Annotated in this window: 8 protein-coding genes; 6 read left to right on the top strand and 2 right to left on the bottom strand. The window is 65.1% G+C overall.

Features of this window, described 5'->3' with window-relative positions; all coding sequences use genetic code 11:
• The first annotated feature begins 71 nt into the window (after positions 1-71).
• From EO156_RS17860 to EO156_RS17835, 6 genes are all read left to right on the top strand, one after another.
• Positions 72-1,142 carry an efflux RND transporter periplasmic adaptor subunit gene (locus EO156_RS17860; protein WP_016850329.1) on the top strand — a complete coding sequence of 357 codons (1,071 nt, stop codon included), beginning with the start codon at positions 72-74 and terminating at the stop codon, positions 1,140-1,142.
• Positions 1,139-4,264: an efflux RND transporter permease subunit gene (locus tag EO156_RS17855; RefSeq protein WP_003487222.1), complete on the top strand. Its 3,126-nt coding sequence runs from the start codon at positions 1,139-1,141 to the stop codon at positions 4,262-4,264. The genes EO156_RS17860 and EO156_RS17855 overlap by 4 nt, the downstream gene beginning before the upstream one ends.
• Before the next feature lie 351 nt (positions 4,265-4,615).
• Complete coding sequence (locus EO156_RS17850; RefSeq protein ID WP_016850330.1) at positions 4,616-7,291, top strand: M1 family metallopeptidase; 2,676 nt, start codon at positions 4,616-4,618, stop codon at positions 7,289-7,291.
• 67 nt (positions 7,292-7,358) lie between these two features.
• Complete coding sequence (locus EO156_RS17845; protein ID WP_033482985.1) at positions 7,359-7,928, top strand: GNAT family N-acetyltransferase; 570 nt, start codon at positions 7,359-7,361, stop codon at positions 7,926-7,928.
• A gap of 281 nt (positions 7,929-8,209) precedes the next feature.
• On the top strand, positions 8,210-9,127 hold the full coding sequence (locus EO156_RS17840; protein ID WP_011052188.1) for a TrmH family RNA methyltransferase: 918 nt from the start codon (positions 8,210-8,212) through the stop codon (positions 9,125-9,127).
• Positions 9,127-10,632, top strand: a complete 1,506-nt coding sequence (locus tag EO156_RS17835) for a carboxylesterase family protein (RefSeq protein ID WP_016851127.1) — start codon at positions 9,127-9,129, stop codon at positions 10,630-10,632. Before EO156_RS17840 ends, EO156_RS17835 begins: the two co-directional genes overlap by 1 nt.
• A gap of 50 nt (positions 10,633-10,682) precedes the next feature.
• Here the strand turns inward: EO156_RS17835 and EO156_RS17830 are convergent, their stop codons facing one another.
• Complete coding sequence (locus EO156_RS17830; protein ID WP_126936765.1) at positions 10,683-12,026, bottom strand: neprosin family prolyl endopeptidase; 1,344 nt, start codon at positions 12,024-12,026, stop codon at positions 10,683-10,685.
• A gap of 445 nt (positions 12,027-12,471) precedes the next feature.
• Positions 12,472-14,436, bottom strand: coding sequence for a glycoside hydrolase family 97 protein (locus tag EO156_RS17825; RefSeq protein ID WP_016851130.1), 1,965 nt, complete (start codon positions 14,434-14,436; stop codon positions 12,472-12,474).
• Between the last annotated feature and the right edge of the window lie 78 nt (positions 14,437-14,514).

The raw sequence follows: 14,514 nt of genomic DNA, 5'->3' as shown, positions 1-14,514 counted from the left end.
AGCGCGCCCTTTCTGTCAATTCATGGCGGCTAGGTCGGTAAACTTTCGACGTACCCCGCCAGGATGTTCTGATGCTTGTTCTGCCCAGCGCGCGCGTTTGCGCCGCGCTCTTGTTGGCCGTTGTGCTGGTCGGTTGTAGCCGTCAGGCCAGCACGCCGGCCGCTGCCAAACCCATTCCGGTCTCTGTGCAGGCGGTGGCCACCCAATCCTGGAACTCGACCGTGCAGTCGATCGCTACCGTGCGCGCGCGCGAATCGGTGGCGCTCACCGCTGCAGTCAGCGATGTGGTGGAAAAGGTGTATTTCGACAGCGGCGACGAGGTCAAGGCCGGGCAATTGCTGCTGCGTCTGCGCGGCAATTCGCAGCAGGCGGCGTTGACTGCCGCACAGGCCACCTTCGAAGAAACCGACCAGTTGTACCGCCGCCAGTTGAGTCTGGTTGGCCAGCAACTGGTGGCCAAATCCACCGTGGACACGCAACGCGCCTTACGCGATGCCGCGCAGGCGCGCGTGCAGCAGATGCGCGCGGAAATCACCGACCGCGAAGTGCGTGCGCCGTTTTCCGGCGTGCTGGGCATCCGCCAGATCAGTCCTGGTTCGCTGATCACCTCCAGCACGGTGATCGCCACGCTGGACGATGTGGCGCGTATGTACGTGGATTTCCAGGTGCCGGAATCGCAGTTCGGCCTGGTGCAACTCGGTAATGCCGTGAGCGGCAGCGCGGCGGCGTATCCGGGCGCGCAGTTCCAGGGCGAAGTGGTGACCATCGATTCGCGGATCGACGAAACCACGCGCTCGGTGACGGTGCGTGCTGACTTTCCCAACGACGATCGCCGGCTGCGCCCGGGCATGTTGCTGGATGTGCGGTTGTTCCAGCCGGCGCGGCAGGCGCTGGTGATCCCGGAAATTGCGGTGGTGCAGGTGGGGCGCGAATCGTATGTGTTCCGGGTCAAGCCCGACAGCACCGTGGAGCGCGCCGATGTACGGCTGGGCGAGCGCCGCGATGGCAAGGTGGAAATTCTCGAAGGCGTCAGGGCCGGTGAGCGCATCGTGGTGGATGGCACCGGCAAGCTGCGCCCGGGCGTGAAGGTTGCCGATCAGGCGCCACCCGCAGCACCCCGCCCGCAGGCGGCCGCACAATGAAACTCTCCGACCTGTCGATCACCCGCCCGGTGATGGCGGTGGTGATGAGTTTGCTGCTGATCGTGTTGGGGGTGATGTCGTTCACCCGCCTTACGCTGCGCGAATTGCCGGCCATCGATCCGCCCATCGTGTCGGTGGATGTGGAATACACCGGCGCCTCGGCGGCAGTGGTGGAAAGCCGCATCACCCAGGTGCTGGAAGACGCGCTGGCCGGCATCGAGGGCATCTCCACCATCGAGGCGCGCAGCCGCAATGGCTCGTCCGATATCAGCATCGAATTCGTGCAATCGCGCGATGTGGAGGCGGCCGCCAACGATGTGCGCGACGCGGTCAGCCGCGTGTCCGACCGCATGCCCGACCAGGCGCGCCCACCGGAGATTTCCAAGGTCGAAGCCGACGCCGACCCCATCCTGTGGCTCAACATGAGCTCCAGCACGATGGACACGCTGCAGCTGTCCGACTACGCCGAGCGCTACGTGGTGGATCGTTTTTCCAGCCTGGACGGCGTGGCGCAGGTACGGATCGGCGGGCGCCAGCGCTATGCGATGCGCATCTGGCTGGACCGCGACCAGCTGGCCGCACGCGAGCTCACCGTGGCCGATGTGGAAGCGGCGCTGCAAAATGAAAACGTGGAGTTGCCGGCCGGCAGCATCGAATCGGCGCAGCGCGATTTCACCTTGCGCGTGGAGCGCAGTTATCTCAAGCCCGAAGACTTCGCCAAGTTGCCGTTGAACAAGGGCGAGGGCGGTTACGTGGTACGGCTGGGCGATGTGGCCAGGGTGGAGCTGACCTCGGCCGAGCGGCGCGCCTATTTCCAGAGCAATGGCGTGCCCAACGTGGGGCTGGGCATCGTGCGCAACTCCACCGCCAATGCGCTGGACGTGGCGCGCGAAGCGCGCGCGCAAGCCGAAGAAGTGCAGAAGTCGCTACCGAAGGGCACCAACATCTTCGTTGCCTTCGATACCACCACCTTCATCGATGCGGCGGTGGAGCGCGTGTATCACACGCTGGTGGAAGCGGTGGTGCTGGTGCTGGTGGTGATCTGGGTGTTTCTGGGCAGCGCGCGCGCCGCGCTGATTCCTGCGGTGACGGTGCCGGTGTGTTTGATTGCCGCCTTCATTGCGCTATACGCCTTCGATTTTTCGATCAACCTGCTTACCCTGCTGGCCTTGGTGTTGTGTATCGGCTTGGTGGTGGACGACGCCATCGTGGTGGTGGAAAACATCCAGCGCCGGATCGATCTGGGCGAACCGCCGCTGGTAGCCGCCAAGCGCGGCACCGGGCAGGTGGCGTTCGCCGTGATTGCGACCACGGCCGTGCTGGTGGCGGTGTTTCTGCCGGTCGGTTTTCTGGAAGGCAATACCGGGCGGCTGTTCCGCGAGTTGGCGGTGGCGCTGGCGGCGGCAGTGGCGATCTCGGCCTTCGTGGCGCTGACGCTGACGCCGATGATGTCGTCCAAGTTGTTGCGCGCGCATGGGCAGGCCAAGCCCAATCGCTTCCACCACTGGTTCGATGGGCGCATGCAGGCGGTGTCCGGTGCGTATGGGCGCTCGCTGGAGCGGCATGTGCACCGCACCTGGATCTTTGCGCTGCTGATGCTGTTGGCGCTGGGCGCCAGCGCATGGCTGATGGGCCGCATTCCCTCCGAACTGGCGCCGGCCGAAGACCGCGGCAATTTCCAGATCATGATCGACGGACCGGAAGGTGCCGGCTTCGATTACACGGTGGGGCAGATGCATCAGGTGGAAGACATCCTGCGCCCCTACGTGGGGCCGGACAAACCCATCGTGCGCGCCAACCCGCGCGTGCCCGGCGGCTTTGGCAGCAGCGAGGAAATGCACACCGGCCGGGTCAGCGTGTTCTTGCAGGATTGGGAAAAGCGCACCCGCCCGACCACCGAAGTGGCCGATGAGGTGCAGCAGAAACTCAACGTGCTCAGCGGCGTGCGTGCGCGCACGCAGGTGAGCGGCGGGTTGGTGCGTAGCCGCGGCCAGCCGTTTCAGTTGGTGCTGGGCGGGCCGGATTACGCGGAGATCGCGCAGTGGCGCGATCGCATCCTGCAGCGCATGGAAGCCAACCCCGGCTTGGTCGGCCCTGACTCGGATTACAAGGAAACCCGCCCGCAGATGCGCGTCAATATCGACCGCCTGCGCGCAGCCGATCTGGGCGTGCCGGTCACTGCCATTGGCGGCGCGCTGGAAGCGCTGATGGGCTCGCGCCGCGTCACCACCTTCGTCGACAACGGCGAGGAATACGACGTGATGCTGCAGGCTGGGCGCGAGGGCCGCATGTCGCCGGAAGACCTCACTGCCATTCGCGTGCGTTCCAACCGTGGCGAGCTGATCCCGCTCTCCAACCTGGTGACCTTGAGCGAAGTGGCCGAAGCCGGCACCTTGAACCGCTTCAATCGCCTGCGCGCGATCACGATCACCGCCGGCCTGGCACCGGGTTATCCGCTTGGCGATGCCATTGCCTGGGCGCAGCAGGCCGCGCAGGAAGAGCTTCCCGAATATGCGCAGGTGGACTGGAAAGGCGAATCGCGCGAGTACCAGCAATCGGGCAGTGCGGTGTTGCTGACCTTCGGCATGGCGCTGCTGGTAGTGTATCTGGTGCTGGCCGCGCAGTTCGAAAGCTTCGCGCACCCGTTGGTGATCATGCTCACGGTGCCGTTGGCGGTGCTGGGCGCGCTGGTAGGGCTATGGCTGACCGGCGGCACGCTCAACCTGTTCAGTCAGATCGGCATCGTGATGCTGGTGGGCCTGGCGGCCAAGAACGGCATCCTGATCGTGGAATTCGCCAACCAGTTGCGCGATGAGGGGCGCAGTGTGCATGCGGCCATCGTGGAGTCGGCATCGGTGCGTTTGCGCCCGATCCTGATGACCTCGATTGCGACGGTGGTCGGCGCGATTCCGCTGGTGGTGGCCGGCGGACCCGGCTCGGCCAGCCGCGCCACCATCGGCGTTGTGGTGATCTTCGGCGTCTCGCTGTCCACGTTGTTGTCGCTGTACGTGGTGCCGGCGTTCTATAGCCTGATCGCGCCGTTTACCAAGTCGCCCGAAGCGGTGGCACGCCAGTTGGAAACCCTGGAAGCGCAGACGCCGTCGGTGGGTGGGCATGCGTGAACGAAGCCGGCAGCGCTACGGCTGCCGGCATTCGTTGATGCGGAGGATGGCGTCAGGTCATCGATGCGCCGGGCCGGCGTGTGCATTCGTCCATCTGAGCGGCCGGCGTCTGCGCCGCGCAATTCGTTGCATGCGGCAGCGATGCCGCGCGCTGCAATGCGTCTCGTATGGTTGTCCACGGTAGGCTGGCGCTGCGAACCTCATAACGGTGCCCAGCCCAGAAGGGCGCGCGTTGTGGCCGGTGTTATGGGCGCTGCGCGGCGTGAGTGCGAGCCGGTCGCCAACCAATGGCCCATGACAGGCATGGATGAATATGGTGCACTTCGACGATTGCCATCCCCGGAGTTGTCGATGCGTCGTCTTGCCTGCCTGCTTGCTCCTTCTCTTCTCGCGTTGTGCTGCGGCAACGTGCTGGCACAGTCGTCCGCCGAGCCGGTTCCCAATGGTCGTCTGCCGAGCTGGGCAGTACCGGAGCGCTACAGCCTCGCGCTCAAGATCGACCCGGAGCAGGCCCAATTCAGCGGCCGCACCACCATTCGCGTGCAGCTCAAGCAGGCGTCCGACCATCTTTGGTTGCACGGCAAGGAGTTGAAGGTCGGCAAGGTCACCGCCAAGCCCGGCAAGGGCAAGGCGCTGACGGCACGCTACGTGGAAGCCGATGCGCAAGCCGGCGTGGCGCGGCTGGACTTCGGCCGCACGCTCTCGCCGCAGACGCTTACCGTGGAGATCGCCTACAGCGCGCCGCTCAACCAGCAGCTGCAGGGCCTGTACCAGGTGAAATACCAGGGCAAGGCGTATGCGATGACGCAGATGGAGCCGATCAGTGCGCGCTACGCGTTCCCGGGCTTCGACGAGCCGGCGTTCAAGACGCCGTTCGACATCAGCCTGACCGTGCCCAGCGATGACCAGGCGCTGGCCAACACCATCGCGACCTCGACCAAGCCGGCCGGCAAGGGCTGGAAGACGGTGACCTTCGCCCCGACCGTGCCGCTGCCGACCTACCTGGTCGCCTACGCCGCCGGCCCATGGGACGTGGTGGATGTGGCACCGATGCCGGCCACCCCGCAGCGTCCGAACGCCACGCCATTGCGCGGCATTGCCGCCAAGGGCCAGGGCCCGCGCATCACCCCTGCGCTGGACCAGACCCCGGCCATCATCGCCGCGCTGGAGGACTACTACGCCTTCGGCTACCCGTTCGACAAGCTCGATCTGGTCGCTGCGCCGGACTTCAGCGCCGGCGCGATGGAAAACCCTGGGTTTGTGACCTTCCGCGATTGGCTGCTGTTGCTGGACAAGGATTCGCCGGCCGAGAACGTGCAGCGCTCCTTCAACGTCAATGCGCACGAACTGGCGCATCAGTGGACCGGCGACACCGTGACCATGGCGTGGTGGGACGACCTGTGGCTCAACGAAGCGTTCGCCACCTGGATGCAGCAGAAGATCACCATGCAACTGCATCCGGAATACCACGCCAATCTGGACCGTATCGGCGGTGCGCAGCATGCGATGGAGAACGACAGCCTGGTGAGCGCACGCAAGATTCGCCAGCCGATCACCGGCAATGGCGATATCGAAACCGCCTTCGATGGCATCACCTACCAGAAGGGCGCGGCGGTGCTGGCGATGTTCGAAGCCTTCGTCGGCGAAGACGTGTTCCGCGAGGGCATGCGCGCCTATATCGCCAAGCACAAGTTCGGGAACGCGACTGCCGACGACCTGGTCGATGCGGTCGCAGAAGCGGCCGGCAAGGGCGATGATTTCAAGGCCGCATTCCGCAGCTTCCTCAACCAGCCGGGCGTGCCGTATCTGCAGACCCAGGTGGCGCGCGAAGGCGGCAAGACCGTGGTCAAACTGCAGCAGCAGCGCTACCTGCCGCTGGGGTCCACCGGGTCTGCCGCGCAGCAATGGGGCGTGCCGGTGTGCGTGAAGTACGGCAAGGGCAAGAACCAGGTCGGTACCGCCTGCCAGTTGCTTGAAGACGGCAGCGGCAGCATCGTGCTGGAAGGCGCCGGCAAGAACACCTGGGTGTTCCCGAATGCGCGTGGCGCCGGCTATTACCGCTTCTCGCTGCCCAAGAAGCAATTGGCGGCGCTGGGCAAGCAGGTCGGCCAGCTGGACGATAACGAGCAGCTCGCCTACGCCGATGCGATCAATGCGGCGTACCGTCACGGCGATGCCGACAACGCGGCCGTGCTGGCGGCGCTCGCGCAGCTGGCGCCGTCGGCATCGGCAGATGTGTCCACCGCGCTGCTGGACCGTTTCGGGTGGATCTGGCGTTACCAGGCCACCACCGAGGCGCAGCGCGGCGCATTGCGCAAGGCTGCCGAACAGGCGTATCTGCCGCGTCTGCGTGCGCTGGGTTACGCACGGCGCAGCGGTGAGTCGATCGACGACACTGCGCTGCGCACGTCGCTGGCCAGTGTGTTCGCCTTGCGTCTGCAGAACGCTGAGGTACGCAAGGCCCTGCTGGCGCAAGGCGATGCGGTGCTGGCCGGCGGCAAGGGTGCGCTGGATTTCTCCGCCGCCAACCCGGACCTGCTCGGCACCGTACTGGCCGTGACTGCCCAGGAACGCGGCGCGCCGGCAGTGCAGGCGCTGATCGATGCACTGCGCACGCATGCCGACCCGGCCCAGCGCAACGCCATGATCGCCGCACTGGGTGCAGTGCAGGACCCGGCGCTGCTGAAGCAGGGGCGCGATTTTGCGTTGACCGATGCGATCAAGGTGGGCGAGATGAAGAGCCTGCTGATGCGCGGGCACAGCGACGAGCGTTCGCATGATTCGATGTGGGCCTGGTTCACCGCCAACTTCGACCGCATCGTGCAACGCAGTGGCTCGTTCGATGGCGGCGGGTTGCCGGCGCTGGGTGCATCCGGTGGCTGCAGCGTGGAGGAGGCCGATCGCCTGGATGCGTTCTTCAAGCCGCGCCTGGCCAAGCTCAGTGGCGCCGACCGTGGCCTGGCCCAGACCGGCGAGACCATCCGCCTGTGCGCTGCGTTGAAACAGGCGCAAACCGCCCAGCGCTGAGTTGCGGCGTGCGGCCAGTGTGCGCAGTATCGTGGGAGTCGCTGCTGCGCATGCCATGACCACCGCAATGGACGAGTCGCTGATCGTGCACGGGGAAGGCTTCGTGCTGCGCCGCTGGCGCCCGGACGACCTGGGTGCCTTGCTGCGGCATGCCAACGACCCGCTGGTGCCGCGCGGATTGAGCGAGCGATTCCCTCACCCATATACCCGTGCCGACGGCGAAGCGTTCCTGGCGGGCAGGGTTGTCGATTTGCGGGACCCGGTGCTGGCCATCGAGATCGATGGCCAGGCCTGCGGCTCGATCGCCGTACGCCCAGGGCAGGGCGAACGTCGCTACTCGGCCGAACTGGGGTATTGGATCGGTCGCACGTACTGGGGCCGCGGCTGGATGACACGTATCGTGGGCACGTATGTCGCCTGGGCGATGCAGACCCTGCCGCTGTATCGCGTGCAGGCCACCGTGCTCGATACCAATCCTGCATCGGCCACGGTGTTGCTGCGCAATGGCTTCGTCGAAGAAGGCGTCAGCCGCTGTGCGCTGCTCAAGCCGGAGGGGCTGCACGATCTGCGTGTGTTCGCGCGGGTGAATCCACCCGCTGCGGTTTGCGTGCCCGTCTGCGCATCCGCCCCTGCGTGATTGCACGCCCATGAGTGCGAGCTGCGGAACGTGAAATAGCCGCCTCGCAGATGCTGCGCGCAGTCGGTCACTTCAACCTCGCCCCGGCAGGACGGCACGAGGTTCGACAGGCTTCGGCCCGGCCGCCGTAGACGGACCATCGCGCCAGTGGCTTACCATCGTCGTCACTGCTTGTGCGGCGGCGGCCCTGCGGGTGCTGCAACACGATCGACACGCATACGGCGAAACGGCCGGAAACAGCCGTTTGGCACTGCAAGCAACACGAACTTCTGGATCCGACAATGACACAGCATGATGGACGCGGCGGACGGCCGCCACGCGATGGCGGCTCCGGCCCCTCGCACAATCCGTGGGGCCGCGCTGCGCCGCGCACACCGGCGCCGCGCAGCGCCGCACCCCGTGCTCCAGCGCAGCACGCTCCAGCCGCCACGCCATCTGCCGCTGCAGCGAGCGGCAACGCGCGTGAGGTGCGGCTATACGGCATCAATGCCGTCCAGGCCGTGTTCAAGACGCGCCCGGAAGCGCTGCGCAAGCTGTACCTGAGCGAGGCGCGCATTCCGCAATTCAAGGCGCTGCTGGCCTGGTGCGTGACCCAGCGCATCGGTTATCGCGTGGTGGAAGAGGCCGATCTGAGCAAGCTCGCTGCCAGTGCGCACCATGAGGGAGTGGTGGCCGAGGTGCTGCGCGTCACCCCGCACCCCTTGCAGGAATGGCTGGCCGCGTTGCCGCAGGGCCCGGTGCTGGCGCTATGGCTGGACGGGGTGGGCAACCCGCATAACTTCGGGGCGATCTTGCGCTCGTCGGCGCACTTCGGCGTGGCCGGTCTGTTGCTGCCGGCCGGCTCCACGCTGGGCCTGTCGGGCGCGGCCGCACGCGTGGCCGAAGGCGGCGCCGAAGCGGTACCGCTGGTGCAATTGCCCGACACCGCAACGGCGTTGGCGCAGCTGCGTCAGGCCGGTTTTGCGATTGCTGCCACACTGGTCGACGGTGGCCAGGATGTCTTCGCCGCCGCGTTGCCGCAACGCCTGGTATACGTGATGGGCGCAGAAAGCGACGGTATGGACCGCGCATTTGCGCGCGATTGCGATCTGCAGTTGTCGATCCGCGGCAGCGGCAAGGTGGAAAGTCTCAACGTTGCCTCGGCCACCGCGGTCTTCCAGGCCGCCTGGCACGCGCGCATGCTCACCGGAGAACACTGATGTTGCGTTTTTCTGCGTTGTTGCTTGCGACCGGTTGCTTCTTCAGTGCAAACGCGTCTGCCACCACGACGGCGGCACCACCCGAGGTGCGTACCGATCATGGTGCGGTGCGTGGCCAATGGCAGGACGATGGCAGTGCGGTCTTCCGCGCGATCCCCTTCGCTGCGCCGCCATTGGGTGCGCTGCGCTGGCGCCCGCCGCAACCGGTCGCCGCATGGACCCAGGTGCGCGACGCCACTCAGGCCGCCACGCCGTGCGTGCAGCCGGCGCTGGGCTGGAACAACGCCATGGCCAGGCGCGGCACCGAAGATTGCCTCTATGTCGAAGTGCAGACACCGCAGCTGCATCCGTCCAAGCCGCTGCCGGTGTTCGTGTGGATCCACGGTGGCGCGAACGTGGCGGGCGGCGCCGATGGACATCTGCCCACCAACCTGGTGGCGCAGGGCATGCTGGTGGTGACGCTGCAATACCGGCTGGGCGCGCTGGGGTTCCTGTCGTTGCCGGAGCTGGCCGATGGCGACAACGACGCTGCCGGCAATTACGCCTTGCTCGATCAGATCGCCGCGCTGCAATGGGTGCGCGACAACATCGCGCAGTTCGGCGGCGACCCCGCGCGAGTCACGATTGCCGGGCAGTCGGCCGGCGGCCAGGACGTGGGCTTGCTGATGCTCAGCCCGCTCGCACGCGGCCTGTTCTCGGCAGCCATCGAACAGAGCGGCACTGCCGGCTTCGGCCTGCCGGCGCGCAGCCTGGAAGACAATCGCGCGCTGGGCGTGAGCATTGCCAAACGTGCCGGCATCGATGATTCGGCCACGCGCCTGACGCAACTACGCGCGTTGCCGGTCGACCAACTGCTCAAGGCCGCGCAGGGCGTGGATGTGCCGGCCTTGGATGACGACGGCTATATCTGGTTGCAGGCGGTGGTCGACGGGCGTGTGCTGCCGCGTGCGCCGGCGCAGATGCTCGCTGCCGGCGCGCAGGCAAAGGTGCCGCTGTTGATCGGTTACGTGGTGCAGGAACTGCGCTATGGCGGCGAGGAAGGCGCCGAGAAGCGGGTGCGCCGCGACTATCCCGACCACGCGAGCGCCATCCTGCAAACGCATCGCGCCGTTGTCGCGCAGCGCGCCGAACGGCAAGGCAATGCATCCATGCAATTGTCCACCGATCTCACCTTCCGCTGCCCGGCGGTGACCGTGGCGCAACGCCAGGCTACGCTGGGCGTGCCGGTATGGCATTACGTGTTCGATACCGCCGTGCCCGGTGGGCAGGTGACGCATAGCGCAGAGTTGCCGTTCCTGTTCAAGAACCTGCCGATCGGCCAACCGCCGGTGTCCCTGCAGCGTTATTGGGCTGCGTTCGTGCAGCATGGCAATCCGAATGCCAAGGGCCTGCCGGCCTGGCCGGCATTCACGCCGGCGCATGCAGGGCTGCAGTTCGATGCACGTGGCGTGCAACCCATCAGGGATGCGCGTCCGGCGGTGTGTGCAGGCGTGGAGTTGCCCTAATCGATCGCGCGCGCGCAACGGTGCGCGCGATCGACCCAACGCAACTCGATTCAGCGTTCGCAGCCTGGCCCACCGAAATAGAAACCACCATTCTGCATTTCCGGCGACAAGCCGGTGCGGGTGACGCCGGCATCCAAGGCATACGGATAGCTGTAACCGGCAATCGCCAGCGTGTAGCAGGACGGATGCTCCACGCTCAGCGACGACAGGCGCTGCACGGGGTGGGTGACCATCGCCGCATCGCGGTAGAAGTGGTTGGCCTGGAATGCGGCCTGGCGATAGCCGGCCGCTGCGAACTGACCGCTCCCCATGCGTGTGCTGGCTACACCGCTGTTGGTCGAGACTTCGCCGCCCGCGCTCACGTACGCAACGCGTCCATTGGCGAGATCGCCCGAATACAGTGATGCCTTGTAGTAACCGATCCATTCGCCGTCCAGGCGCAGCCACCAGTTGCCGTCGGTATTCTTCTGGAATTCGACACCCAGCATGGTCTGCTTGCCGCCTGCAATACTGAATCCTGCGGCCGGCTGAGCGCCCAGGACATGTCGCGTGCTGGTCTGCACGAAATCGCTGCAATCCAGATTATGACAACCTGTAGTGACGTAACCGTCCTGGGTGGAATACATGAAAACGATGGGCTTGTTGCCCCAGCCTGCGTCTGGCTGGATCTCCCAGCCCACTTCAAGTGTTTGCACTTGCTCGCTTGCGCTTTCACCAACGATCCATATCTGACTGATGGTTTGTTTCTCGTTGGTGGAGCGTAACGTGGGTGCCCAAAGATTGATGTCGGCTCCGGCGCCTGTGACCGATGTGCCGGCGGTATCCAGAAAGACGCTGGAGTAGTAATGCGTTACCGGCGCTGCTTCCTGCACCGCCGGCACGGCGTCAGCCTGCCTGGGAGCGATCGCGCGCGGGGTCGTGCCGCGTAGAAAGCTACGCAGATTCGCATGCTTGCTCATCTCGGCCAAGCCGATGCGTTCGAACGGCACGCTGCCGGTGTCGCAACGTTGACCCAGGTTGACCGGCGCCACCGTACCCTTGTTACTTGAGAGGGAGGGTGGTGCCGCCGGCGTGCTGCCATCGCGCAAGGCAGGTTGCTGCGCACTTGGAATGCAATCGAACACCTTGCCGTCCTGTTGCACGCTGCGCAGCACGGTCAGACCGTTGTAACGATTGAACAGATAACGCTGCATTTCGGCGAAGGCGGTGGGGTCGCTGACCTTGGCCGCAGCACCACGTGTGGCGTAACTGAGCTGCGCCTGCGCATCCAGAAACGCCTTGAAGTCGCGCGTGACCTGCGGGAATGCCCGCGATGCAGCCAGCGACGCGCCAAGCGCGTCGCGTTGGGTGGGTGCGACGCTTACGGTGGCCGGTGTGCGAAGCAAGGGTGGCATCAGTGTATCGATGCTGCGGTCGCTGGTCGTCGAGATCGATGGCGATAGCAGCGTGGCGGCGCCGGCTGTGGGAGCCAGTGCAAAAACGCAAAGCGCAGCAATCGCGTGGCTGATCGATATCGGCCGATGAGAACGGAAGGTCATGTGTTGTCCCTTGGCGCCGGAATGAAACTGCCTGCACGCGGCGTACCATGCAGGACAGCAGCTTCAGTCCGCAGGTGCATTCCGAGGTCCGTTCGGGGCGCATGCCTGCGTTGAAGGCGTGCGCAGTCTAGCTGTGCAAGAAACAACTGGATGGGCAACGATGCATTGCGCGACATCAGGCACGAAGCAAGCGTGATGCGCTAAGCGGATGCCATGTCAATGGTCATGCACCCCTTTGCGTACGGCGTCTTGCTATTGCGCAAAGGTGTGCCAGTTCACTTCACTATCAGCATGGCTGCTCTTACTTTTTTTGCAGCCTCACTGCAGCGCCGCCGCCTGCAGCAAGCGCAAGCTGCAACGTGTCGTTACGTGTGAGCCTGCGTGTGTCGATGCGTACGTCGCTCGGGGTCTCTCCATCGGTATAAATGGTGGCGGTCCAGCTGCCTTTGCCCAGGAAGGAGAGCGGCAGGGTCAGCGTGCGCGCCTGCTCGTTGGTCATCGCACCCACATACCAGTCCTTGCCACGCCGCCGCGCCAGCGCGATGTGCTCGCCGATGGCGCCATCCAGCGCACGCGTCTGGTCCCAGCTTGCAGGTACATCACGCAGGAACTGCGCGGCAGGCACGTTTTCGTATTGCTCGGGACTGTCGGCAACCACCGCAAACGGACTCTCGTAGACCACGTACATCGCCAATTGCTGCGCGCGCGTGGTCATCACCTGCGGCCCGAAGTGCTGTGGCTTGAAGTCGGCCGGGCGGACATTGCGGAAGCCGCCAGGGGTGTAATCCATCGGCCCGAGCAACATGCGCGTAAACGGCAAGGTGAGGTTGTGGGTCGCGGTGATGCGTGCGCTCCACTTGTTGTACTCGGCGCCGAGCACGCCCTCTTGGGTGAGATAGTTCGGATAAGTGCGGGTCAGCCCGGTCGGGTGATACGCACCGTGCAGATCCACCAACAACTTGTGCTCGGCAGCCTTGCTCAGCAGGCGGTGATAGAAGTCCACCATCTGCTGATCGTCGCGGTCCATGAAATCGACCTTGATGCCCTTGATGCCCAGTTGCTGATACCAGGTGAGCGCTTCGTCCATGTGCGCATCGAGCGCGCGCCAGTGCGCCCAGAGCCATAGCCCTACGTCGCGCTTGCGTGCGTAGTTCACCAGGCCGGGCAGGTCGAGTTGCGCGACGGGCCGGCGAATATCCGCATCGGCGTTGTACTGGCCATCGCCGGTGCTGCCGTAGTACCAGCCGTCGTCGATCAGCATGTATTGCAGTTTCAACTGCTGCGCGTGATCGATATAGCGCTGGATGGTGGCGGTATTCATGCCCGGGTTGGCCACCCCGCCGGCCAGGCTGCCCGACCACCAATCCCACGCCGACTTGCCCGCGCGCACCCAACTCGCATCGAAGGCGGGCGGCGGATTCAGCGCGGAAATCAGGTTGGATTCGATCAGGCTCGCGGGGTTGTCGGCCAGCATGATCACCCGCCATGGCGTGGCGAAATCGCGGCCCTTGGCATCGATGTTGACCGCCACCGTGGGGTCGTCCAGGCGCGGCGACAGTTTTGCCGACACGCCCAGACCGCCATCGGAACGACCGGTGAGATACAACCCGGCGTAATCGCGCAGGTTCGCCTCGCCGATCGCAAGCGTGGTGCCGTTGGCGTCGGTCTGGCACACCAGCGGTAACTCGATCAAATGATGCGCGCGCAATCTGGATGCAGCGATTGCATCGTATTCGCCCTCGTGGCTGGTTCCGAAACGGCCCAGATTCAAGTTCCAGCAGCGGTAATCGTGCGGAAACGCGAAGCTGGTGAGTTCATCGCGAATGCGCACCTGGCCCGCATCCGGCAGGACGTAACGAAACGCAACGCCGTCGTCATACGCACGCAGTTCGATGCTGAGCTTGCGATGTTGCGTATCGGCCAGTTGCACGCGCAGTTCTCGATAATGGTCGCGTGCCTGTCGCGTCTTTCCGACCGCCAAGGTGAAGCGGCTGTCGTGCAGTCCGGTCGTGCTGCTTTGTAGCGTCATGTCACGGCCGAGCTTGTTGCCTCGGCCCAGATCCAGCCCGAGCGACGCATCGTCGAGCACCAACGTGTTGCGATACAGCACGCGATAGCTGGGCACGCCACCGGCGCGTAGCGTGAATTCCACCTGCGTGCGTGCATCAGGCGATTGCACGCGCAAGGTCTGTGCTGCAGCGGGTGCAGCGATCAAACACAACAACGCGCATGCCGCGGGGACTGCGGACTGGATCAGGTTTCGCATGATTCCCTCCTCCTGGGATTGCCAACCCTAGCGCAGAAAGGTTGTTGTCGATATCCAGCTGGGGTAACGTTACCTCGC

This window comes from Xanthomonas sp. DAR33341 (assembly GCF_003992815.1).
In the GTDB taxonomy this organism is placed as follows: domain Bacteria; phylum Pseudomonadota; class Gammaproteobacteria; order Xanthomonadales; family Xanthomonadaceae; genus Xanthomonas; species Xanthomonas cissicola.
The sequence above is the reverse complement of the archived record's forward strand: the minus strand, read 5'-3'. Positions and strand labels throughout refer to the sequence as shown.